Here is a 22,456-nt window from a genome sequence, read left to right on the forward strand (position 1 = left end):
AAAAAGAAGCAGGGCATACCTGCTTCTTTTTTAATTTGTTTTTTACAGGTAGAACGAGCTAGAGAGCAGTAGATTTACAGGGCTTAAAGAGTGGTGATGGTTTTTATACCATATTTAGTATTTACAATTGATACTTCATGAAGTACTATTATGCCATACGATATATCGCGATACATAATAGTAAATATCTTGAAAACCGAAAGAAGGAGTGTAATGGATGGCATATAATGGAGGTCCAATGACTGAAGCAATGTATTATGTACTATTAGCATTAATGCATCCTAACCACGGTTATCAACTGATGCATGCAATTACAGAAGTTTCGAATGGCAGATTAAAAATGGGACCTGGGACACTTTATGGAGTACTCTCACGGATGCAAAAAGATGGCCTTATTTCATTAGAAGAAGATGATGGCAGAAGAAAAACCTATCAAATTACAGCAGAAGGAGAACAAGCTCTACGTATAGAGTACAGTCGGTTAAAGTCCTTGATACAAGACGGCGGCATTTTAGATGGAGGTGATGAGAATGAATAAGGTTGTCTATAAACTCCGCCCAAGTGATTATTGGCGTATCGGTGAGCATGAAAGCTGGTTTGCAGACATGGCGACGAAGGGATTCCATCTAAAAAAGATGGGGTTACACTTTGCTAAATTTGTTAAAGGTGAATCGAAAAATATGAGGTACAGAATAGATGTATCGATAAAAAAGAAGATTACACCAGAACAAATACAGATGTATGCGGAAAATGGATGGGATTATGTAACAAGCTATAATTTTTTTCACGTATTTTCATCACCGGTTGAGCTTAATGCACCAGAGCTTCATACAGATCCTGCTGAGCAATCTTATACATTAAAGGAACTGGACAAAAAATTAGCTCTGAATGCAAGTATAGTTGTGGGTGGAATGATCTTAATGATCGGGATGTTGACTTCTATCTGGTTCCTAGATGGGACACCTACCTATATTTTAGTAGAAGGGTTTGCTATTCAACAAACCATTTTTTCAATCTTCATCGGATTTATGGCCTATACTTCGCTACAGGCAGCAATATCCATCCGTGCTTTGCGAAAAGCACTTATGGAAGGAAAGCCGATTGATCATCATGCTCCCTGGAAGAGGCACCACCGGTTACATTCCACCATCGCTTTTCTTTTTACAGTAGTGGTCGGATTGAGTGCTATCATTCCATTCGTACAGCTTGTAAAAATGGATACGAAAACATTGCCCGAAGCAAGCATTGACTTACCGTTTGTCAGATTAGCAGATATAGAGCAGAATCCTGCTTTAGTTCGAGAGGAACCTACCTATATGAGTGACAACGTTGATTGGGGAAACCGGTATACGTTTGATTGGAGTCCGTTGGCACCCGTGCAATATGAAACAGATGAAACCGGGGTGGTTCCCGGGGAAATGTGGGAGGACGGGAGCGGTGAATATTCACCAAGTATTTACACAAGGGTTTATCAGCTAAGTTTTCCAAGTATGGCGGATAATCTGATTTCTAATTTAATAAAGAGATATAGATTTGAAGAGAGCGATAAAGATTTTGTTGAAAAAAAGCATCCGAATTTTGACCTTTTGATTGTTAATGAGAAAAAGGAATCCAAACAAGTATATGCTTCTAAAGGTAATGCCGTCATACATGTTCGCTATTATGGCTATGCAGACATAAACTCAGTAATAAAAAACATTGCAGAGAAGATTGAGTTAATTTCAGAATAATGCTTGAGTCCGAATTGATATGGTTAGCATAGTTTACTCAAAATGAAAGCTCAAGGAGTAAAGCTGAGAATAATCTTGCAAAAGCAGGGCAATAAAAAACGAGCATTCGCAAACCTCAGTCAGGCGAATGCTCGTTTTTCTAAGGATTATTTCCGCCTGCTTTTCGCCCTCTGGTCCGCGGCCTTTGACCGGGCCATTGCCTCCAGGTCGTCGTGGTCGGCAAGGTCGCGGTCGAATTCGACGTCACGCCCATCGGTAATTTTCAGGTTCTTTGGAGTTTGTGGCAGGGAAGCAGTGTTCTTATCGCGATTCCTATGTCCGCGTGAACGGGCCATCACTTAAAACCCCTTTCGGAAATAAATTGCGGATATCCCGCAGTATTATCGTTTCCGAGAAGGGCCGGACCATAAGTGGGAAATTTTACAGTCAGCCAGGAGGTGAAAACGCCTAACTTTTGTAAACCTTATCTCTTCCTTAGTTTCGGCCCCTCAATTCCCGCCGCTCTGTCCGCCGCTTTGAATTCCCGCTGATAAAGAACCTCCTGAGTAGACGTTAACGTAACTCTCGCTTTATCCTTCTTTGGTTTTTCCATTGTTGGTCCCTACCTTCAAGAAAAGTATGCTGCTATTCCAATCCTTTCCTTAACAAGGGGGAATGATTCAACTTTTGTATATATTTTTAAGAGCTGGTTCAAGTACAGGATGGCGGAAGCTATATCCCGCATCAAGTATTTTTTTCGGCATGACCCTTTGTCCTTCAAGGACGAGGGTGCTCATTTCACCAAGCATAAGCTTCAGTGCGAAGCCGGGAACCGGCAGCCAGTGCGGTCGCCCCAAAACCTTTCCAACCGTCTTTCCGAACTCCTTCATTGAAACAGGTTCAGGTGCCGTAAAATTGACCGGGCCACTGACCCCTTCATTTTCAATGGCAAAAAGAATTCCGCCAATGGCATCATCAAGATGGATCCACGACACCCATTGCCGGCCTGAGCCCACTGTCCCGCCCCCGAACAATTTGTATGGAAGGGAAATTCTTGGCAATGCGCCTTCTTCGCTATCAAGGATGATTCCAAACCTGCACAATACCGTCCGAATCCCTAAATCACCTGCCTTGATGCTTGCCTCTTCCCAGCGCTTGACAAGCTCTGCGAGAAAATCGTTTCCTGGCGCATTTTCTTCGGTAAATGTTCGTTCTTCCGAGGTTCCGTAAAACCCAACCGCGCTAGCGGCAATATGGACTTTCGGCTTTTCTTTCATAGCTGCCATAATCCGCACAGCCTCATTGGAAGCCGACAGCCTGCTTGTCAAAAGCCGTTCTTTCCGTTCCGGGGTCCACCGTCCGCTGTTCAGTGACTCACCTGCAAGGTTGATGAAAGCTTTTACTCCTGCAAGTTGATGTTCCGGGCGGCATCCCTCCGAGAGCCACTGTACATACGTAAGCTCTTTTCTGCCACTTTCTTTTTTCCCTCTTGTTAAAATAAACACCTCATGGCCTTTTGCGAGCAAATCCTCCGCAAGGGCGCTACCCAAAAACCCGCTTCCCCCGGCAATTGCAATCTTCATTCCAAATCCTCCCCTCTCAAAAACCTGTTATTTCTATTTTACCTTCTTCCCATATGAAAGGCACTCCCCGGGTATGGTACAGTGGAGAAGAGGTGAGGAAGAATGGCAACTATTACGAAAATCACCACCCAGAAACGTGATACAGGAAGATACAATATTTATATGGATTTCGGCAAGGGAGAAGAATACGCATTCAGTGCCGACGAAGCCGTAATCATTAAGTTCAAATTGAAAAAAGGAATGGAGCTTGACGAATTCGCGCTGGCGGAAGTTGGCTACCATGATGAAATCCGGAAAGCCTATAACAATGCAATTAACTACCTGTCCCATAAAATGAGGTCGGAAAAAGAGGTCCGTACGCATTTGAAGGAGAAGAAGCTGGAAGAAGCGGCCATCAATGAAGTCATCCACAGGCTGCTTGAACAAGGGTACCTGGATGACACCGAATATGCTAACGCATATGTAAGGACGCAAATCAGCACAACGGATAAAGGCGCTTATGTTGTCAGGATGGAGCTGAGGGAAAGAGGCATCGCCGACCAGCTTATTGAAGAGGCGCTAAAGCAATTCACGAACGAAGAACAGTTCGAGAAGGCTAAGACGCTTGCCGAAAAATATGCGCGTAAGTACTCCTCGGAGTCAGAGCGAATCCTTAAACAAAAGCTTGATGGAATGCTGCGCCGGAAGGGTTACCAGACGGATGCCATCCAATTTGCGCTTAGCGAAGCTGACTTTGGCAGGGAAGAAGAGGATGAACTGGAAGCAATCAGGCTCCAGGGGGAAAAAGCCCACCGCAAGCATGCCAAACTAAGCGGCTATGCTTATGAAAGAAAAATGAAGGAAACTTTGTTCAGGAAGGGGTTTCCAATCGAGCTGATTGACCGCTATCTTGCATCACAAAGCGAGGAGTGAGCTGATTTAACCAAGTGCAACGAGAATTAATTGAAAATCGTAAAAACATAGCCATCCTGTTCTGCGAGGATGGCTATAGCTCGTTAAATAGACAACGCAATCTATTTTTGCCTTTCAATGATGATTTCCTTTTTTCCCATACCCTCAACAATCAGCTCAGCAACTTCCCGCGGTGACGGGAGCTTTGAAGCATCAGCCACATGCGTGCTGCCTTCCCAAAAAGGCGTATCCATCCCGCCCATATAAGCGGCGGTAAAGGTTATTCCGCTTCCTTCATATTCTTTTTGGAGGCTTTCAGTAAAGCCGCGGACCGCGAATTTGCTTGCCGCATAAACCGCTTCATTGACTTTGCCGCGCAATCCTGCCGTTGAAATGATATTAACCACATGGCTGGATTCTGCTTTTTCGAGGTAGGGCAGGACTTCTTTCGTCATATAAATGGTCCCGAGCGCATTCGTCTGAATCATTTCGGCAATTTGCTCGTTATCCATTTTTAAAAAGGGGCCAAAATGGCCGATGCCCGCATTGTTGACAAGGCCGCGGACCGTTTTGCCTGCAAGCCCCTCGGCAAGCTTTTCTGGCAGGCTTTCCGGATTAGAAACATCCAGGGTAAGAACACTTGCCGTGCCGCCAGAAGCCTCAATATCTTCTTTTACCAAGAGGAGTTTTTCCAAAGTTCTTCCCGTGAGCAACACATCCCATCCTTCTTGCGCTAAAAGGAAGGCAATTTCCCGCCCTAGCCCAGAACCCGCCCCTGTTACAATAAATGTATTCATCCAGTAATCCTCCCATTTAAATAAGCACTATCCTTTTAAAACTCCCTATAATTTACTATACTGAATTTATATTAACAAATAAGGTGGTTGCCTTGATGGAACAGGAAAAACGGTATAGCGCCATGACCGAATATGAATTAAGGCGGGAAATAGCCGCTTTGAACGAAAAGGCAAGGAAAGCTGAACAAATGGGCATGGTTAATGAATATGCCGTGCTTGAACGGAAGGCTGTAATGGCAAAGGCCTATCTGCTAGATCCAAAAGCGTTCAAGCCTGGAGAAATTTACGAGATCGACGGCGATCCGGGTTCTTATTTTAAAATTGATTACCTGAATGGGGTTTTTGCGTGGGGATACCGCCTTGGCGGATCAGGAAAGGAAGAGGCACTGCCAATCTCGATGCTGATCAATAAAGAATAACCAGGCAAAGGATTGCGAATGCCTGGTCTTGGATGGAAATTTAAAATTGAATTTAATCTTAATACGATTTAATCTGGCCGGGGTCTCTTTGTGAAGAGGCTTTCATTCTTTCCTGGGGATGGGTATTGATAGAACCGTCCGCCCGTGTTGACGCATATTCCGCCTTTGCCCGTGGTTCACCTTCGAATTTGTTGTCATTTCCGTATGGAAAACCTTTAGCTTTGTTTCTCATTGCTCCTGCCTCCATCCGTCAGTTTTTTTCAGCAGAGCAAAGAACTCTGCGTAATTTTAGTATTTGTTCGTACTTTATCAATATGCAGCCACTTTTCTGCCAGGAGGTGAAAAGGTGAACGACTATCATGAAAGATTGACCAAGGTATTGCTCGATAGAAATGACCATTTATCTTATGGGCAGGCGCGGACCTGGGTAGAGCTTCTTTGGGAGGATTTCGAAACTACCTATGCAAAGGCGGGCAGGGAGTATCAGGGCAGTGAAATGACTGAAAAAGTTATCCGGCAATGGATTGAGCATTACGGAGAAAGCCTCCACGAATTTGCGGCCCAGAACCCAAAATATGCCCATTACCTAAAGCAGGACAAGAATAAATTACATTAAGAAAAAAAACGGCAGCCCGCGGAATAACGGCTGCCGTTATATTTTGCTATTTTAGCCCGGAAGGATTTCCAGTTTCTTCCGTAATTTTTCCTCGCTGAAAATCCAGCCAGTATAGGAATTGATTACATTCAGGTCAGGATCGAGGTGGGCGACCGCGACGAATGGGTAATGGCCATTGCTTCGGTACCGCAGGTCGATGAACCTGACTTCATGGAAATCATCAAATTCCTTTACCTCCCACCTGTAAACAGGAGAGAAGGACAGGAATGCCGAGATGTTCGAATCTTTTTTTGCTGCATGGATGACAGGAGTGTCAGGAACAGGGACACGGTTGAATTTATCAAGGATTCTTACGGTCGTCCCCTGGGCCCTCCCGACAAAAAATTCGTTTTCGTTCATGACGGCAACCTTCCAGTGGTTATACTTCATAGTTGGCGTGACGACAATCTGGGTTGCATCAGGCACAATCTGTTTGACGGCGTTCACAACCTCCCGCTTTACGGAAAACCTCAGCAAATAATAAAAAATGAGGATTCCGTACACGACGAGGAATGTATATCCAGGATGCGCGCCCATGATCCAGGCGACTATGCCTGCCACATGCACCCCGAATATGAATGGATCGAACGTATTAATTACCCCGAGCGCCACCCATTTGCTAGAGAATGGCCTCAAGGCCTGGGTTCCATAGGCGTTGAAAATATCCACAAAAACATGCAGGAAGACGGCGAACTGCGTCCAAAGCCAGAGATGGAGCAGATTCGCATCGGGATTAAAGAAAAAGATGATCCCTGTAATTAAGAGCGGCCAAAGGAGCACAGCAGGAACTGAATGGGTGATTCCACGGTGGTTCCGTATATATACTGCATTGTTTCTCAGCTTTAAAACAGTATCTATATCCGGGATTTGAGATCCAATGATGGTTCCAATCATAACACTGCTGGCTGTTGCTGTATGTGGTGCAACGGCCGGATCAAGAGTGGCCAAGCCTCCTAGGGCAAGCCCCATAACGACATGTGTGCCAGTATCCAAGGTGCCGGTTCCTCCTTTTTGGGAATCGTATTCCCTTTCAAAATTCCTTGCCAATGGCCAATCATTATTTTACGGTAGTATATGGCGGCAAGTTTGCCATTGTTGAAATAATACTATTATATTCCCACTTTACTTTGTTTTTTAACATACGGGAGGATAAAACTCAAGATGAACCAATTGGAAAATGTTGAAAAGATAAACATAAAGCAATTCCGGGAAGACCTAATTTCCTGGTTTCGTGCTGAACAAAGGAGCCTTCCGTGGCGGGAAAATCAGGACCCATACAAAGTGTGGGTTTCAGAAATCATGCTCCAGCAGACGAGGGTTGACACAGTCATTCCTTATTTCACAAGGTTCATGGAACAATTCCCGACGATTGAAGCCCTGGCCGAGGCTGAAGAAGATAAAGTCTTAAAAGCGTGGGAGGGCTTAGGATATTACTCCAGGGCGAGGAATCTACAGGCTGCCGTCCGGGAAGTTAAGGAAAAGTACAATGGGGTTGTCCCAGATTCCCCCAAGGAAATCGCCACGTTAAAAGGGGTTGGCCCTTATACCGCGGGAGCGATTTTAAGTATTGCATACGGCATTCCCGAACCCGCTGTCGATGGAAACGTCATGAGGGTTTTGTCGCGGATTTTGCTGATTCGTGAAGATATTGCGAAGCCGTCCGCACGCAGAATTTTTGAAGAAGCTGTCAGGAAATTGATATCCCATGAGTCGCCTTCGGACTTCAACCAGGCGCTGATGGAACTTGGCGCGCTCATTTGTACCCCAACTTCGCCGTCATGCCTGCTTTGCCCGGTCAGGGAGCATTGCCATGCTTTTCATGAGGGTGAGCAACATGTGCTCCCAATCAAGGCTAAAAAGAAGAAGCCAAAACAGGTCCGCCTTGCAGTTGCCGTTGCCGTGGACGGAGAAGGAAGGATTTTAATCAGGAAACGTCCAGCAGAAGGGCTCCTGGCTAATTTATGGGAGCTTCCCTCCATCGAGGTGCATCATCCGATTGGAAATGCCCGCGAGGAACTGGAGCGTTATTATAAAGATTCATTTCATGCCGAATTGATGATTGGCGAGTCGATCGGCCAGATTCAGCACGTCTTTTCCCATCTTGTCTGGGACGTTACCGTCTTTTCGGCCAGACTGGATGGGCCTATTGGGGAGAATGAAAGCCTGCGCCTCGTGCCGCTTGAAGGGCTGGCGGACTTTGCGTTCCCGGTTCCACATCAAAAAATGCTGGCGCTTTATGCAGTACGGGGTGAGGAGTTCCATCCTTAAGGCCGATATACAATGAAAAACGGCCGGAAAGACCGGCCGAAACATTAATCATATTGTACCTTTGTACCATGGGTATAATCTGCTTCGCCCCGGTTCAGGCCGCCGCGCCTTTCAATTTCTTCAACTATTTCCCGGTGGATGGTCTGGCCCTCGGAATTTAGATAAGGGACTACCTGCTGAAGGGAGTGGTGAAAGAACGCAAGCTCGCTGTCTTCCCATTCGCTTTTGGATTTCATTGTCAGCTCGGTCATATCCCGTCCGACATACATGGCAATTCTCCTTTCAATGGATCATTCCCGGTTAGTTTTTGGATTCAATTGTCTTCTATACCCGGAAACGCTAAAATAAAAACAAATCAAGCAGGAAAGGAATTACGTCTATGTCTCAAAAAGTTGCACTTGTTACTGGAAGCAGTCGGGGAATCGGCAAAGCTGCCGCCATTCGGCTTGCAAAAGAAGGATATGATATTGCCATCAATTATGCGCGGAGCAAAAGCGCCGCGCTTGAAACTGCTGCCGAAATAGAGGCGTTGGGCCGGAAAGCGGTTATCATTCGGGCAAACGTCGGGGATGTTGAAAAAATCCGCTCGATGTTTGCCACGATTGAAGAAGAGTTCGGGCGGCTTGACGTATTCGTCAATAATGCCGCTTCGGGTGTACTCCGTCCTGTTATGGAGCTCGAGGAATCGCATTGGGATTGGACTATGAACATCAATAGCAAGGCGCTCCTTTTTTGCGCCCAGGAAGCTGCGAGGCTTATGGAGAAACACGGCGGCGGGAAAATCGTTAGCATCAGCTCCATCGGATCCATCCGCTATCTTGAAAATTACACAACAGTCGGAGTGTCGAAAGCGGCCCTTGAAGCGCTCACCCGTTACTTGGCAGTCGAACTGGCGCCTAAAAATATTGTAGTGAATGCTGTTTCAGGCGGGGCCGTCGATACCGAGGCACTAAAGCATTTCCCAAACCGGGAGGAGCTTTTGGAGGAAGCCAGGAAGAAAACTCCTGCGGGAAGAATGGTCGAAATCGATGACCTCGTCGATTCCGTCATGTTCCTTATATCGGAACAGTCGAGGATGATTTGCGGGCAGACCATCATCGTCGATGGCGGAATCTCATTACTCGTTTAAATTTTTTCCTGCGAAATTTTTAGGATAGAGCCTCACCTTCATGGACAAATTAATAACCGTGGAGGTGATTACAATGGCAAAATTCAACCAACAAGCAGGAAAAACTTCTTCTGGAACAAACATTCAGGAAGTACGACAGCAAAATGCACAAGCTGGCCAAGGCCAATTCGGCACTGAATTCGCGAGCGAAACAAACGCTCAAGAAGTAAGGCGCCAAAATCAGCAAGCTGGACAAGGCCAACAAGGCCAACAAGGTCAATTTGGTGAGTTCGGAAGTGAAACAAACGCTCAAGAAGTAAGACGCCAAAACCAACAAGCTGATAGCCGTAAAAACCAAAACAACTAATCAAATGCACCGAAAGGCGCCCTTTAGAAGGGTGCCTTTTTCTGTTTTACAGGAAAGCTGGCTTTCGGGTCTGAAGATCATTCGACAAAACTTCTTTAGAAGCAACAGAACTAGTCAAAGGAGATGGGCGTTATTTCAAGAATACATAGAGGAACAATTAAAGCGGGGCGGTGGAGTGATGAAAACCTTTAATCAGATGGTCTCAGAACAGATGAAAACGATGGAGAAGCTCCTTTACTTGCAGGCGGAACTAGAACGATGCCAGGAGATACAGGCGCAGCTGCATAGACTGCAAAATGAAACAGAACTAGAGTCCGTTCATGAAGAAATTATCGGAATGAAAGCTGAACTTAGAGAAATCCAACAAATATTCGAAGAGCAAACCGAAGAGGTAATACGCTCCTATCAGGATGGAAGCGGGGATATGTCGGAGATCATCGGGTAAAGGAAAGGATAAATTTTAAGAGCCATTTTCCTTCAGTTAATGGCTCTTTTGTTTTAAAATAGCCCTTTAACCGTTATAATAGGAGAAAACAGGAATAGCCTTTTGTTGCCTTTTGTCGTTTTTTTGGTTTATTATAGGTTGCAAAGCGTTCGGGAAATGAAAGTAGGGGAGATTCATGGGTTTACCCATTGAAGGAGAACCAATGCAAATACACAGCTACAAACATAATGGGCATATCCATCGCATTTGGGATGAAACCACCATTCTTAAGGGTACCCAAAACCTTGTGATTGGCGGCAATGACAGGACGGTTGTCACGGAATCCGATGGAAGGACCTGGCTGACCAGGGAACCTGCCATTTGCTATTTTCACTCGGAATGCTGGTTCAATGTAATTGGGATGCTCCGTGAAGATGGTGTCCATTATTATTGCAATATCAGTTCTCCGTTCATTTTTGACGGGGAATCTTTGAAGTATATCGATTATGATCTTGATATCAAAGTGTTTCCGGATATGACCTTCAATTTGCTTGATGAGGATGAATATGAGCGGCACCGCCGTGAAATGAATTATCCAGATGTCATCGACCAAATCCTGAAGAAGAACGTTGAAAAGCTAATCAGGTGGATTCGGCAGCGGAAAGGGCCTTTTGCCCCGGACTTCATTGACACCTGGTATGAACGTTATCTCTCATTCAGGAAATGAAAAGCCCTGTTGATTCTATCAACAGGTTTTTGTTTGATAAGGGGGAGGAAACAGTTTGGGCAGCATTCGAAGGTATCTTCATTATGTAAAACCGTATAGATGGCAAATAATCGGGACAATTTTAATCGGGGTCATTAAATTTGCGATTCCGCTTATCATCCCAATGCTCATAAAATATGTCCTCGATGACATTGTCGGAAGCACGATGCCGAAACAGGAGAAGCTCGACAGGCTATTTTGGATCATGGGTATCATGATTGTTATTTTTGTTGTAGTTCGTCCGCCAGTCGAATATTACCGACAATATTTTGCCCAGTGGACCTCAAGCAAAATCCTCTATGATATCAGGGATAAGCTGTATTCACATATGCAAAAACTCAGCTTCAAGTATTACTCCAATACAAAAGGCGGCGAAGTTATTTCGCGGGTCATCAATGATGTGGAACAGACGAAGGCGTTTGTTATTTCCGGTCTCATGAACCTGTGGCTTGATGTTGCGACAATCCTGATTGCAATTGCCATTATGTTTACAATGAATGTAAAGCTGACAATGGTTTCGCTCATTCTGTTTCCTTTATACGCCTTTTCGGTCAAATATTTTTTCGGAAATTTACGGAGCCTGACAAGAAACCGTTCCCAAGCCCTCGCGGAGGTGCAAAGCTATCTACATGAGCGCGTGCAAGGCATGTCGGTGATCAAAAGCTTTGCGATTGAGGAACATGAACAAAAACAGTTCGACCGGACGAACAAGAACTTTTTACAAAAAGCGCTTGAGCATACAAGCTGGAACGCAAAAGCCTTTGCGGTTGTCAATACGATTACGGACATTGCACCACTTATCGTCATCGGTTACTCAGGCTACCTCGTAATTGAGGGCCAGCTGACGGTCGGGACGATGGTCGCGTTTATTGCTTATATTGACAGGCTTTATAACCCGCTTAGGAGGCTTGTGAACTCATCGACCACGATTACCCAGTCCTTTGCTTCAATGGACCGTGTTTTTGAATTCGCGGATGAAAAATACGACATTGTTGATGAACCTGGTGCGATTGACTGTACAAAGGTAAACGGCCATATCTCTTTTGAAAATGTCAGCTTCTCTTACGGGGAAGGCGAAGAGATGGTGCTGAAAAACATCAACCTTGAAGCGAAAAAAGGTGAAACGATTGCCCTTGTCGGCATGAGCGGAGGCGGAAAATCCTCGCTAGTCAGCCTGATCCCCCGTTTTTATGATGTAACTGAAGGCCGAATCCTGCTTGATGGGATGGACATCAGGAAATTCAAAGTCCAGACGCTCAGGGATAAAATCGGGGTCGTGTTCCAGGACAATATCCTGTTCAGTGATTCCGTCAGGTCGAATATTTTATTGGGCAAACCTAACTCAAGTGATGAAGAAGTAGAGGCTGCTGCGCAGGCCGCGAATGCCCAGGAATTCATCGCTAATTTGCCTGAAGGGTATGAAACGAAGGTTGGCGAACGCGGAGTCAAGCTTTCTGGCGGACAAAAGCAGCGGGTTGCGATTGCAAGGGTGTTCCTGAAAAACCCGCCGATTTTAATTTTGGATGAAGCGACTTCTGCCCTCGACCTCGAGAGCGAACATCAAATCCAGGAGGCGCTCGAGAAGCTGGCGAAGGACAGGACAACCTTCATCGTCGCCCACCGCCTGTCCACGATTACCCATGCCGATAAAATCGTCCTCATAGAACATGGGGAGATTGTCGAAACCGGCACCCATGACGAATTAATGGAAAAGCAGGGCGGCTATTACCGCCTATTTCAGGTACAGCAGCTCGAACAGAAAACCGGAACGGAGTAACTACTCCAAACCGGTTTTTTTGTTTTTATTAAAAGCAGGGGACTCCGTATCCAGAAATAATTGCTCGATATATTTAGCATAATCGCTGATATATTAAAATAATCGCCGATATATAAAAATAATCACCGATATATAAAAATAATCGCTCGATATATTAAAATAAATGCTCGATAAAAATGTACCCAGGAAAGAAGGAAGTCTGCCCGCAGTGGAAATCAAAAGCCTAATTTTATATAGCAAAGAAAAGAAGCACCAGCGGACCGATGCTTCTTTTCAAACAACTACTATTCCAAAACCTGTTCCTCAATCGTAATTTCATTATCATCCTGATGATAGGACAGAAAGCTTGTGACCAATGTGTCTAAATGTTCAGCGTGTTCACCGTAGTCAAGAATGGCAGATACAATTTGCATCGTATGGTAAAGGTGGTTGTCGTCCTCTTCCTCATACTCTTTTTGCCTTGTAATGAAAAGGCGGAACACTTCCTTTTTGTCGAGGCATGGGACCGGGCTTTCCAGTACAGCCTCAGGTCGTACTTTCCCGATGAATTTAAGCATAGTATGCTCATGGTCGGTAATTAGGCAGTCCAACTGTTCCAGTAATGACATCTTGAACGCATCCGGCAGCAAATGGTACTCGTTTTCAAAACGATGGAGGCGGTTCAATGTCTCAAGGGCCGCTCTTGAAGTGGAAAGCATTTGCCTGTAGATGACAAGTTTGCGTGCTTTAACCGCATCCTCACGCTTAAATAAGTTCCGCTCCTCCTTATACATGGAATAGATAAGGTCGGCTTTAACCAGTGTATCCTTCAGCTTTTCGATTTCGTTTTTCAGCAAATTGTGATCGGAAGCGTTCCGGGCAGCCAGCCTGATCCAGCGGATAATGTCCCCTGTTGCATCCGATATTTTATGGTACAGCCTGCTTTCATAGCGGGGTGGAAGGAAAACAAGGTTAACGATAAATGCCGAGAAAACCCCGAGCATGATTGTTGAAAACCTGATGGCGGCAAACTCAATGAACTGATCGCCAGGCGATTCCATGATGGAAATGAGTGTCACGAGCGAAAGGCCGATTGTATTCCCAAGCTTTAGTTTAAGATTAATTGTAATCACGATTACAACGGCAATTCCAATGACTAGTATATGATTTCCCAGAAGAAGGACAAAAACCGTGGCGAATAACGCTCCGATAAAATTCCCCTGCACTTGTTCAAGGATGGATTGATAGGACCTGTAAATGGTCGGCTGCACGGCGAAAATCGCGGCAATCCCGGCCATTACCGGTGATGGCACATCCAGTAGTTCGCTGAGCAAAAGCGCCAGCATAATGGCGATCCCCGTCTTTAAAATACGTGCACCTAACTTCATTGAAAAAATTCCCTTCAAACTATTCTTTAATACAGCAAGTATAGCCCAATTTAAATAACTGTCCAGCCGAAAAGTTACTTTCAAGCTTGAAAGTTCCAGATTTCAAGAGGAGTTCTTATTATTTTTTCACCTTTTGGGGCAAGGCTAAACAATACTGTACTATACAACAAGTGGGGAAGCTAAGAAAGTGAATTTTTTATGAATAAATCCAGGAGCCTGTAAAGCCCCTGGATTTTATTGAAATTTAGCTATTCATTCATTAAAGAATAAAATGCATTGTCGACAGCGTGCAGCGTTGCTTCGATATCTTCTTCGGAATGGGCAATGGTTACAAACCATGCTTCGTATTTTGATGGAGCAAGATTGATGCCTTGATGGAGCATCAGTTTAAAGAACCGAGCAAACATCTCTCCGTCAGTGTTTTCCGCTTGCTCGTAGTTTACGACTTTTTCTGTTGTAAAATAAATCGTCAGTGCGCCTTTAAGGCGGTTGATGGTGATTGGCACGCCATGCTTGCTTGCTGCTTCAAGAATGCCTTTTTCAAGCATTTCGCCAAGGTGGTCGAGATACTCGTAAACGCCTTCCTGCTTAAGGACCTCAAGGCATGCGATACCCGAAAGCATCGAGGCAGGGTTTCCAGCCATTGTGCCAGCCTGGTAAGCCGGCCCGAGCGGGGCAACCTTCTCCATGATTTCCTGTTTGCCTCCATACGCTCCGATTGGCAGCCCGCCGCCAATAATTTTTCCAAGCGCGGTTAAATCGGGAGTGATGCCAAGAAGGTCCTGGGCACCTCCATACATAAACCTGAAAGCGGTTATTACTTCATCAAAAATGAGCAGAGCGCCAGCTTCATGGGTAAGCTCTTTTACCTTTTCAAGAAATCCGGGCTTCGGTTCAACAATGCCGAAATTGCCGACAATCGGCTCAATCATGACCGCGGCAATCTGGTCTCCCCATTTATCGAGTGCTTCCTTCAATGGTTCTGTTTCATTAAATGGTACGGTTATGACTTCCTGGGCAATGCTCTTTGGCACGCCGGCGGAATCGGGTGTCCCAAGCGTTGACGGGCCGGAGCCAGCGGCAACTAGGACAAGGTCGGAGTGCCCATGATAGCAGCCGGCAAACTTGATAATCTTATCACGGCCGGTATACGCACGTGCAACACGGATGGTGGTCATGACCGCCTCGGTGCCAGAGTTGACGAAACGGACCTTGTCCATCGCCGGCATCGCTTCCTTCAGCATTTTTGCCAGGGTAATCTCATGTTGGGTAGGCGTTCCGTAAAGGACGCCGCTTTCTGCCGCCTTTTTAATCGCCTTCGTGATATGCGGATGGGCATGGCCGGTAATGATTGGGCCATAGGCTGCCAGATAATCAATGTATTGATTTCCGTCTACATCCCAAAAATAGGCTCCCGCAGCTCGTTCCATTACAACGGGCGAGCCGCCGCCGACCGCCTTGTATGAGCGCGACGGACTATTGACTCCGCCAACAATATGTTCAAGTGCTTCCTTATGTAATTTTTCAGAGTTCGAAAAGTTCATGTGCGCTGGCCTCCTCTTAATTTACTTACCTATAATAGCATTCTTCTGCTTTATGATTGAAGTTTTGGCATGAAAATACTATCATTATCCTTCATAAGAATGCCAGAAAGTTGTTTTGCTCAAAAAGATTGGATAAACTGTTTTGTTAGAGTGCTGTTTTTGGAGGATTAAAAATGAATCATACGAACGCTATCGAAGTAACCGGGCTACGGAAGGAATTTAAATCGCATTCAAGCCGGTCAGGCCTTGCAGGTGCTTTTCGCGACCTGTTTACACGGAATTATAAAATTGTTCCCGCCGTTAATGATATAAGCTTTCATGTAAAACAGGGGGAGATGGTCGGCTACATCGGCGAAAATGGAGCGGGAAAGTCGACGACCATCAAGATGCTTACAGGCATTCTGACGCCTACATCTGGCAAAATCATCGTCAATGGAATGGATCCGCATAAGGAAAGGGAGCGGTTCGTTCAGACAATCGGTGTCGTTTTCGGTCAGCGTTCCCAGCTCTGGTGGGATATTGCTGTCCAGGAGTCGTTCCGTCTTTTGAAAAAAGTCTATAAAGTCTCCGATGCTGATTACAATTCGCATATGGATCACGTCATCAAAACGCTCGAGATCGGGCCGCTGCTGGACAAGCCGGTCAGGAAGCTGTCGCTTGGACAAAGGATGCGCTGTGAGCTAGCGGCCGCCTTGATCCATAACCCTCCGCTCCTGTTCCTTGATGAACCGACCATCGGCCTTGATGTGTTAGTCAAACTGCGAATCCGCGACTTTTTAAAAGAAATAAATGAGAAGTACAATACGACAATTCTGCTGACTACGCATGACCTTTCGGATATTGAGGCGCTTTGCGAGCGTGTAATTATGCTAGACGAAGGCAGCATCATTTATGATGGCCCGCTGAATGACTTAAAGGAAAAATGGGTTGAAGGGAAGGAGCTTCAATTCGAATTCCTCGAAAAAGTGGAGCTTGCCGCCCTTCAGCAAGTGACCGCCGATATGCCGGTGAAATGGGAAATGGACGAGAAAGGCCAGGTTTTTACAGCCCAGACCGAAGATGTGGATGAAGTCATTTCCAAGGTTATCTCACGAGTTGTTTCGGCTTTCAAAATTAAGGACTTTAAAATCAATGAAACCTCCACTGAGGAAATTATCCGCAATATTTATGAAAAAGGCTCAGCATAAGGGAGGCAGCAGATGGACAAGTACCTAGAAATGGTCCGGATCCGGTTTTTGATGATGCTGGCCTATCGGACAAACTACTATACCGGAATATTGATTTACAGTATAAATATTGGAGCTTACTATTTTCTTTGGAATGCCATTTACGGCGGGAAAGAAAGCATCCAGGGGCTTTCGGTCGAGCAGATGACTACTTATGTGGCAATAGCCTGGATGGCGAGGGCGTTTTATTTCAACAACCTTGACAGGGAAATGGCGCTTGAAATCATGGAGGGGAAAGTCGCGATTGAACTGATCCGCCCTTACAGCTACCTAGGCATGAAGACGATGCAGGGTCTTGGCGAAGGGATTTTCCGTCTGCTTTTTTTCTCCGTGCCCGGAATGGTAATCGTGTCGCTGATTTTCCCGGTTAAGCTGATTTGGGATCCGGCTGTCTGGGGGCTTTTTGCCGTTTCCATTTTCTTTAGCTTTCTGATCAACACACAGATCAATCTGTTAACAGGGATAACAACATTTTTCCTATATAATAACGCAGGGTTAATACGAGCAAAAAGGGTCGTCATTGATTTGTTTTCCGGCCTGCTTTTGCCAATGAGCTTTTTTCCTGGTTGGGCTCAGGAAATCATGAAGTATCTCCCTTTCCAGGGGATCAGCTACACCCCTAGTATGATTGTGACGAAGGGTTTTTCACAAGGGCAGGCGATTGAGGCAATCCTTCAGCAGGCGGTTTGGGTTCTCATCCTGCTTGTTCCAATTTTCATCCTTTGGCAGCTTGCCAAAAAACAGCTTGTCATTCAGGGGGGCTGACCGTGTTTTATGCATCGATGTTTTTTCAATATGCAGGACAGTATATGAAAACAAGGCTCCAGTATCGGGCTGACCTGCTGGTTGAAATTGTCTCCGACCTCCTGTCCCAGGCGGTCAATTTCATTTTCATTCTTGTCGTTTTCGGACATACATCGTTTCTAAACGGCTGGAGCAGGGATGAAATCATTTTCATCTACGGTTTTTTCCTAGTTCCATATGCGATTTTTTCGGCGTTCTTCAATATTTGGGATTTTAATGAGCGATACATTGTTAAAGGGGAGCTGGACCGGATTTTAACAAGGCCGATCCACAGCCTGTTCCAGATTATCCTTGAAAGGCTTGAACTAGAAGGTCTTTTTGGAGCGGTTACCGGAATAGCGGTTATGATTTACGCGGGTAACAAGCTTGGCATTGAATGGTCATGGGCAGATCCGTTTATTTTCCTGCTATTTGTGGCAGGCGGTGCGCTCATTTACGGCGGTGTCTTTGTCATGCTCGCCTGTGTAAGTTTCTGGGCGGATGCCCGGACGTCAATCATGCCGATGATGTACAACATCGGAAATTACGGGCGCTATCCAGTCGACATATACAACAAGGCCATCCGTTTCGTTTTGACGTGGATTTTGCCTTTCGCATTTGTAGGAGTCTATCCCGCCGCCTATTTTCTCGGGAGGGAAGAATGGTTCGGATACGCCTTCCTTACTCCAATAATGGGAATCCTTTTCTTCACGGCTTCAATTTTCCTATGGAATCAGGGAGTGAAGCAGTACAGGGGAGCGGGGAATTGAGAAAAGCGAAAGCGCCCGTTTAGCGCCGTATGGACTGGAGGGCTCCGATGGAGATAAAGGAAACACGATGAGCGCAAGGGAATCGATGTTGACTTATCGTAGCGAGGGGACCGAAGTACACTAGGCGCTGGGCGCTTGAGCTAGACAAATTTTATGCATTTTTTATGTCTTAGAATAAAAACGCCTGCCAATTTGCATCAATCGGCAGGCGTTTTTATTATGTTAAAATAGATTTGGAGCGTGGATGACTATTGCCTCAGAATAACGATTGTCACCCTGCGGTTGGCCTGGCGGCGTTCATCCGTATCGTTTGGAAACAACGGATGGTATTCGCCGAAACCTGAGAATTGGAGTCGGCTAGATTTGACATTTTTTGACTCAAAATAGTATAGAACACTGGCGGCCCTGGCCGCTGAAAGTTCCCAGTTTGTCCTGTAAATGGTATTGGTAGCAGGAACATTGTCTGTATGGCCTTCAATGCTAACCATGTTAGGAACGGTATTGATCAGCCCGACCATTCCATCAAGCGTTTTAAAGGAACGTGCCTTCAGTTCAGCCCTCCCTGAATCGAAAAGGATGACATCCTTCAAAGACACTTCAACGCCTTTTTTTGATTCCTGCAGGGAAACGACCGCCTCCAATTTATTATTCTTAATATAATTTTCTAGCTTGATTTTCAAAGCGTCAAGCTCTGTATCTTTTTTCTCTTCCTGCTCCTCCTTTTGAGGCAGCCCTGGAGTCGGCAGCTGCGGTGTAAGGCCTTCGTTTTTATCGGGGATTTTCGTTCCAGTCAGCTCTGATTTGAACGATTCCATAATCGACTGGTACTTTGCGGCGTCAATATTACTTGCCGCATACAGGACAATAAATAAAGCCAATAAAAGGGTCAATAAGTCGGCATATGGAATCAGCCAGCTCTCGTCGATATGGCCTTCATCACTGTTGTCAAACTTTCTTCTTCGCTTCCTCATGCGGATTTCTCCTCAAAAAGAGCTTCCCTGTCAAGGCTTTCATACTCCTTGCGCTCGGACAAAGGAATATGGACGGTCAATTTTTTTTCCAATGCGCCTGGCAAAATCCCCTCATAGATTGCGAGCAGCCCTTCGATAACGACAAGCTTGGAGTCCTGTTCCTGCTTGGAAATCCGCTTCAGTTTGGTTGCGAGCGGGTGCCAGAGGACATACCCTGAAAAAATTCCAAGAAGGGTCGCGATGAAAGCGGCCGAGATAGAATGACCGATTTTTTCAATTTCCGAAAGGGAACCAAGTGCGGCAATCAGCCCGACTACTGCGCCTAGAACGCCAAGAGTAGGGGCATAAGTTCCAGCCTGGGTGAAAATAAGAGCACCGGATTGGTGCCTTTTTTGAATTGCATCCACTTCCTCAAATAAAACTTCCTCGATAAACTCAGCTTCGTATCCATCGATGATCATTTCCAGTCCCTTTTTAAAAAAAGGATCGGTTGTCGACTCGGCAATTCCCTCCAGAGCAAGAAAGCCTTCTTTTTTGGCCATTTCTGCGCATGCAATTAATTTTGCAATTGTTACTGCCTGGGAAGGAAGCTTTGGTTCGAACAACGCAATTTTCAACAATTTAGGGAACTTTTTCATTTCCCTGAACGGAAATGCGACAAACAGGGCTGCCGCAGTTCCCCCAAAAATAATCAAAAATGCGGCGGGGTTATTCAGGGAAGCAAGTGGAGCGCCCTTTAAAATCATCCCAAAACCAACAGCCAGCAATGCCAAAATTATTCCAAAAATACTAGACATGAATTTCTCCTTTGGTTTATCTTTAATTTAACTTGATACTTGCCATTGTAAAGGACAAGGCAAAATTCGACAATTGTGTTTTGAAAAAATATTTTTTAACCGATTGGACGGAGGAGGGCCAAATTGAAAATACAACAAAGCCATGGAATCGGCCAAGAACGCCATTTGCCAGTAAGGGAACGAGGCATAGAATCACCCTCTTTCCAGCAAATATTCCATGACAGGCAGCTTGGCCTGAGCAAGGAACGGCTCGAGTCTCTGTTGTCGCAATTGGACAGAAATGGAAGCCGGCTAACTGTTTCGAGGTCGATGCAGGATTTATTGGCATATAAGCAAACGATAAGGGAATTTCTTCAGGAAGTAGTCCATAATGGATATACACTTGAGGAACACAGGAATTTTCAGCAAAACGGCCGAGAGAAAAAGCTGATTTTGATAAAACAGGTAGACCGCCATTTGCTCGAATTGTCCGACCAGGTATTCGACCAGCAAACGACAACGGTCGGTCTGCTGGACAAACTGGGTGAGATAAAAGGGCTTTTAGTGAACCTGTACATGTAAAGAGGGGGAGACGATATGCTAAGAGGAATTGATTCCGCCGCATCCGGTATGATTGCGCTTCAGCGTAAGCAGGATGCGCTGACAAATAACCTGGCCAATGCGGAAACGCCTGGCTTCAAACAGGACGCAAGCCCGCTCCGTTCATTTCCCGAGGTTTTGCTCGAGCAAATCCGCGGCCGGGAAAAAGGAGTACAAGCAAGGCTTGGAACATTATCGATGGGCGTTTACAACCAGGAGTCGCTGCCATTGTTTTTGCAGGGGGTGCTGACAGAAACAAATATGCCATTCGATGTCGCAATCAATGATCAGGGAATTACACCGGTTCAGGTGGATGGCCGAACTGTTAAGCCGGCTGCATTCTTTGCGGTACAAACAGAAGAAGGCACCATGAGGCTGACCCGGAATGGCCGTTTTTCCGTGAATGAAAACGGAGAGCTTGTAACGGCAACAGGGGATTTTGTTTTAGGGCAAAATGGGAACAGGATCACTGGGCTTGACCCGCTCTTGAAGGATGTCTCAATTTCATCGAATGGGGACATCGTCGCTTTTCCAAATGATCCGCAGCGGACAAGGACAATAGGATCGATTGGGATGGTGATTGTTGAAAATCCCAACCAGCTGAACAAAAGGGACAATGGCCAGTACGAGCTTGAAGGACCAGGAATGGCGATGATTACCGGCAATCTGCCTGCCGGGCTCCAGCTGCACCACAAGATGCTGGAACAGTCGAATGTTGATATGTCACAGACAATTACAGAAATGATGGCCAACATCCGCCTGTATGAGGCAAACCAGAAAGTTCTGCAGGCCTACGACAAAACATTAGAGCAATTGAATACGATTGGAAGGGTATAAAAACCATGAGCTCATCTTTATTTATCGCTACTTCAGGCATCAAGGCATACCAGGGTAAGTTGGATACAATTGCCAACAATATCTCGAATGTGGATTCCGCTGGATATAAACGCAGGGAAGCCGCGTTTTCCGAAAACCTTGCAGCATCCATCCGGCAGCAGCCGGAAGCGGAAAAGGAAATAGGGCGGCTGTCGCCGGACGGACTGCGAGTTTCCTATGGATCCCGAATTGCGGCAACGCCGATGGATTTGACCCAAGGCGCGCCAAAGCAAACGGACCAACCGTTCGATTTCATGATTGAAGGGGAAGGCTTCTTCCAGGTTCGCCGTACTACTGGCACAGCCAATGAAATTTTATACACGAGAAGCGGGGCGTTCCAGAAAACCCCTGTTGGGCCGGGAAGGTTTCAGCTAGTCAACGCCAATGGCGATGTTTTGCTCGGCCGGAACGGAAACCCAATTGAACTGAATGAGAACGACACGCTTACAGTCAGGGCTGATGGAACCATTGAAGGGACAGGCCAGCAAATCGGGCTCGTTGGGTTTTCGAATCCGCAGCTCTTAAAGAACGAGGGCGGGGTTTACCGGCTGACGGGTGGGAATGTGTTCCTTGTTCCAGGTGACACCTACCAAATCAGGCAGGGCTTCCTCGAAGGATCAAATGTCAGCCTGAATCAGGAAATGACTGATATGATCAAGGCGCAACGAGGATTTCAGGCAAATTCAAGAGCGCTCAGCTATGCTGACCAGATGATGGGAATCGCGAATGGAATCATGAGGACATAGCATCTAAAGTTACGGCGGTTGGCACCGAGGATT

General features: G+C 45.9%; 28 protein-coding genes. 17 read left to right on the top strand and 11 right to left on the bottom strand.

Features of this window, described 5'->3' with window-relative positions:
- Positions 1-217 precede the first annotated feature (217 nt).
- Both AR337_RS14215 and AR337_RS14220 read left to right on the top strand, forming a co-directional pair.
- Positions 218-538 carry a PadR family transcriptional regulator gene (locus AR337_RS14215; protein WP_059172667.1) on the top strand — a complete coding sequence of 107 codons (321 nt, stop codon included), beginning with the start codon at positions 218-220 and terminating at the stop codon, positions 536-538.
- Positions 531-1,730, top strand: coding sequence for a DUF2812 domain-containing protein (locus AR337_RS14220; protein WP_059172668.1), 1,200 nt, complete (start codon positions 531-533; stop codon positions 1,728-1,730). The genes AR337_RS14215 and AR337_RS14220 overlap by 8 nt, the downstream gene beginning before the upstream one ends.
- A gap of 146 nt (positions 1,731-1,876) precedes the next feature.
- Here the strand turns inward: AR337_RS14220 and AR337_RS14225 are convergent, their stop codons facing one another.
- The 3 genes from AR337_RS14225 to AR337_RS14230 form a co-directional block, all read right to left on the bottom strand.
- A complete protein-coding gene (locus AR337_RS14225; protein WP_053365267.1) occupies positions 1,877-2,065 on the bottom strand; it encodes a YfhD family protein in 189 nt (62 codons plus the stop codon).
- A gap of 128 nt (positions 2,066-2,193) precedes the next feature.
- Positions 2,194-2,322 (bottom strand): YfhE family protein, encoded by a 129-nt coding sequence (locus AR337_RS22780; protein ID WP_082686988.1) that lies wholly within the window; start codon positions 2,320-2,322, stop codon positions 2,194-2,196.
- Positions 2,323-2,389: 67 nt separating this feature from the next.
- Entirely contained in the window at positions 2,390-3,292 is a 903-nt protein-coding gene (locus AR337_RS14230; RefSeq protein WP_059172669.1) for a TIGR01777 family oxidoreductase, read from the bottom strand.
- A gap of 102 nt (positions 3,293-3,394) precedes the next feature.
- Here AR337_RS14230 and recX point away from each other — a divergent pair, with 102 nt between their 5' ends.
- Complete coding sequence (gene recX / locus AR337_RS14235; protein WP_059172670.1) at positions 3,395-4,204, top strand: recombination regulator RecX; 810 nt, start codon at positions 3,395-3,397, stop codon at positions 4,202-4,204.
- 101 nt (positions 4,205-4,305) lie between these two features.
- On the opposite strand, the gene AR337_RS14240 is transcribed toward recX, so the two are convergent.
- A complete protein-coding gene (locus tag AR337_RS14240; RefSeq protein WP_059172671.1) occupies positions 4,306-4,980 on the bottom strand; it encodes an SDR family oxidoreductase in 675 nt (224 codons plus the stop codon).
- Between the two features lie 95 nt (positions 4,981-5,075).
- On the opposite strand from AR337_RS14240, the gene AR337_RS14245 reads away from it, so the two are divergent.
- Positions 5,076-5,399, top strand: a complete 324-nt coding sequence (locus tag AR337_RS14245) for a YfhH family protein (RefSeq protein ID WP_059172672.1) — start codon at positions 5,076-5,078, stop codon at positions 5,397-5,399.
- 58 nt (positions 5,400-5,457) lie between these two features.
- Here AR337_RS14245 and AR337_RS14250 read toward each other — a convergent pair whose 3' ends face one another.
- The gene (locus AR337_RS14250) at positions 5,458-5,631 is read right to left on the bottom strand and encodes a small, acid-soluble spore protein K (protein ID WP_059172673.1); all 174 of its coding nucleotides are present in this window, start codon (positions 5,629-5,631) and stop codon (positions 5,458-5,460) included.
- Positions 5,632-5,745: 114 nt separating this feature from the next.
- On the opposite strand from AR337_RS14250, the gene AR337_RS14255 reads away from it, so the two are divergent.
- Positions 5,746-6,015: a YfhJ family protein gene (locus AR337_RS14255; protein WP_059172674.1), complete on the top strand. Its 270-nt coding sequence runs from the start codon at positions 5,746-5,748 to the stop codon at positions 6,013-6,015.
- A 51-nt stretch (positions 6,016-6,066) separates the two neighbouring features.
- On the opposite strand, the gene AR337_RS14260 is transcribed toward AR337_RS14255, so the two are convergent.
- Positions 6,067-7,047: a metal-dependent hydrolase gene (locus AR337_RS14260; protein WP_059172675.1), complete on the bottom strand. Its 981-nt coding sequence runs from the start codon at positions 7,045-7,047 to the stop codon at positions 6,067-6,069.
- Positions 7,048-7,215: 168 nt separating this feature from the next.
- Here AR337_RS14260 and mutY point away from each other — a divergent pair, with 168 nt between their 5' ends.
- Entirely contained in the window at positions 7,216-8,322 is a 1,107-nt protein-coding gene (mutY, locus tag AR337_RS14265) for an A/G-specific adenine glycosylase (RefSeq protein WP_059172676.1), read from the top strand.
- 44 nt (positions 8,323-8,366) lie between these two features.
- On the opposite strand, the gene AR337_RS14270 is transcribed toward mutY, so the two are convergent.
- Positions 8,367-8,591, bottom strand: a complete 225-nt coding sequence (locus AR337_RS14270; RefSeq protein ID WP_059172677.1) for a hypothetical protein — start codon at positions 8,589-8,591, stop codon at positions 8,367-8,369.
- 110 nt (positions 8,592-8,701) lie between these two features.
- Between AR337_RS14270 and fabL the strand changes: the two genes are divergently transcribed.
- The 5 genes from fabL to AR337_RS14295 all read left to right on the top strand — a co-directional run bounded on the left by fabL (position 8,702) and on the right by AR337_RS14295 (position 12,764).
- Positions 8,702-9,451, top strand: a complete 750-nt coding sequence (fabL, locus tag AR337_RS14275; protein ID WP_059172678.1) for an enoyl-[acyl-carrier-protein] reductase FabL — start codon at positions 8,702-8,704, stop codon at positions 9,449-9,451.
- A 73-nt stretch (positions 9,452-9,524) separates the two neighbouring features.
- Positions 9,525-9,797 (top strand): gamma-type small acid-soluble spore protein, encoded by a 273-nt coding sequence (locus AR337_RS14280; protein WP_059172679.1) that lies wholly within the window; start codon positions 9,525-9,527, stop codon positions 9,795-9,797.
- A 178-nt stretch (positions 9,798-9,975) separates the two neighbouring features.
- Positions 9,976-10,242, top strand: coding sequence for a YgaB family protein (locus AR337_RS14285; RefSeq protein ID WP_059172769.1), 267 nt, complete (start codon positions 9,976-9,978; stop codon positions 10,240-10,242).
- 175 nt (positions 10,243-10,417) lie between these two features.
- A complete protein-coding gene (locus tag AR337_RS14290; RefSeq protein ID WP_059172680.1) occupies positions 10,418-10,948 on the top strand; it encodes a DUF402 domain-containing protein in 531 nt (176 codons plus the stop codon).
- Between the two features lie 55 nt (positions 10,949-11,003).
- Complete coding sequence (locus AR337_RS14295) at positions 11,004-12,764, top strand: ABC transporter ATP-binding protein (RefSeq protein WP_059172681.1); 1,761 nt, start codon at positions 11,004-11,006, stop codon at positions 12,762-12,764.
- Positions 12,765-13,048: 284 nt separating this feature from the next.
- On the opposite strand, the gene AR337_RS14300 is transcribed toward AR337_RS14295, so the two are convergent.
- Both AR337_RS14300 and AR337_RS14305 read right to left on the bottom strand, forming a co-directional pair.
- Positions 13,049-14,131: an aromatic acid exporter family protein gene (locus AR337_RS14300; protein WP_059172682.1), complete on the bottom strand. Its 1,083-nt coding sequence runs from the start codon at positions 14,129-14,131 to the stop codon at positions 13,049-13,051.
- A 248-nt stretch (positions 14,132-14,379) separates the two neighbouring features.
- Positions 14,380-15,675, bottom strand: a complete 1,296-nt coding sequence (locus AR337_RS14305; RefSeq protein WP_059172683.1) for a glutamate-1-semialdehyde 2,1-aminomutase — start codon at positions 15,673-15,675, stop codon at positions 14,380-14,382.
- Positions 15,676-15,848: 173 nt separating this feature from the next.
- Here AR337_RS14305 and AR337_RS14310 point away from each other — a divergent pair, with 173 nt between their 5' ends.
- From AR337_RS14310 to AR337_RS14320, 3 genes are read left to right on the top strand one after another with little or no spacing between them, the layout of a single operon-like run.
- On the top strand, positions 15,849-16,862 hold the full coding sequence (locus tag AR337_RS14310; RefSeq protein ID WP_059172684.1) for an ATP-binding cassette domain-containing protein: 1,014 nt from the start codon (positions 15,849-15,851) through the stop codon (positions 16,860-16,862).
- A 12-nt stretch (positions 16,863-16,874) separates the two neighbouring features.
- Positions 16,875-17,666, top strand: coding sequence for an ABC-2 family transporter protein (locus AR337_RS14315; protein ID WP_059172685.1), 792 nt, complete (start codon positions 16,875-16,877; stop codon positions 17,664-17,666).
- Between the two features lie 2 nt (positions 17,667-17,668).
- Positions 17,669-18,454, top strand: a complete 786-nt coding sequence (locus AR337_RS14320; protein ID WP_059172686.1) for an ABC transporter permease — start codon at positions 17,669-17,671, stop codon at positions 18,452-18,454.
- A 248-nt stretch (positions 18,455-18,702) separates the two neighbouring features.
- Here AR337_RS14320 and AR337_RS14325 read toward each other — a convergent pair whose 3' ends face one another.
- Both AR337_RS14325 and AR337_RS14330 read right to left on the bottom strand, forming a co-directional pair.
- Complete coding sequence (locus AR337_RS14325) at positions 18,703-19,425, bottom strand: flagellar motor protein MotB (protein WP_059172687.1); 723 nt, start codon at positions 19,423-19,425, stop codon at positions 18,703-18,705.
- On the bottom strand, positions 19,422-20,222 hold the full coding sequence (locus tag AR337_RS14330) for a MotA/TolQ/ExbB proton channel family protein (RefSeq protein ID WP_059172688.1): 801 nt from the start codon (positions 20,220-20,222) through the stop codon (positions 19,422-19,424). Before AR337_RS14330 ends, AR337_RS14325 begins: the two co-directional genes overlap by 4 nt.
- A gap of 123 nt (positions 20,223-20,345) precedes the next feature.
- On the opposite strand from AR337_RS14330, the gene AR337_RS14335 reads away from it, so the two are divergent.
- The 3 genes from AR337_RS14335 to AR337_RS14345 are packed head-to-tail and all read left to right on the top strand — an operon-like array spanning position 20,346 to position 22,423.
- Positions 20,346-20,783, top strand: coding sequence for a YaaR family protein (locus AR337_RS14335; protein WP_059172689.1), 438 nt, complete (start codon positions 20,346-20,348; stop codon positions 20,781-20,783).
- A 15-nt stretch (positions 20,784-20,798) separates the two neighbouring features.
- The gene (locus tag AR337_RS14340) at positions 20,799-21,638 is read left to right on the top strand and encodes a flagellar hook-basal body protein (protein ID WP_059172690.1); all 840 of its coding nucleotides are present in this window, start codon (positions 20,799-20,801) and stop codon (positions 21,636-21,638) included.
- Positions 21,639-21,643: 5 nt separating this feature from the next.
- Positions 21,644-22,423, top strand: coding sequence for a flagellar hook-basal body protein (locus tag AR337_RS14345; RefSeq protein WP_059172691.1), 780 nt, complete (start codon positions 21,644-21,646; stop codon positions 22,421-22,423).
- Positions 22,424-22,456 lie beyond the last annotated feature (33 nt).

The sequence above is a fragment of the Bacillus sp. FJAT-27445 genome (assembly GCF_001510665.1).
Taxonomy (GTDB): domain Bacteria; phylum Bacillota; class Bacilli; order Bacillales; family Cytobacillaceae; genus Bacillus_D.